1 protein-coding gene is annotated in these 238 nt (G+C 58.4%); it reads right to left on the bottom strand.

The features are described 5' to 3' along the window. Window positions 1-238: carboxymuconolactone decarboxylase family protein (locus SB771_RS36840; protein WP_410722264.1), on the bottom strand; the 238-nt coding region annotated here is incomplete at both ends.

A 238-nucleotide genomic window follows, 5' to 3' on the forward strand; every position in this document is an offset into this window, starting at 1 on the left:
GGCGTACATCATCGAGGGACCACCTCCCATATAAACGGCGGTTCCTAGCACGTCCTCTAGTTCGGCGCGTGTGGCGCCCAGCTTGACGAGAGCTTGGACGTGAAAGCCAATGCAGTCATCGCATCGGTCCGCGACTGCGATGCCGAGCGCAACAAACTCTCGCATTTTCTTGCTCAGTGCGCCATCCTTGGTGCCGGCTGCAGCCAATTGACCGAATGCGGTCATTAACTCAGGCTGG

Origin of the sequence: Burkholderia sp. SIMBA_051, assembly GCF_046534915.1 — a bacterium.
GTDB lineage: Bacteria > Pseudomonadota > Gammaproteobacteria > Burkholderiales > Burkholderiaceae > Burkholderia > Burkholderia ambifaria.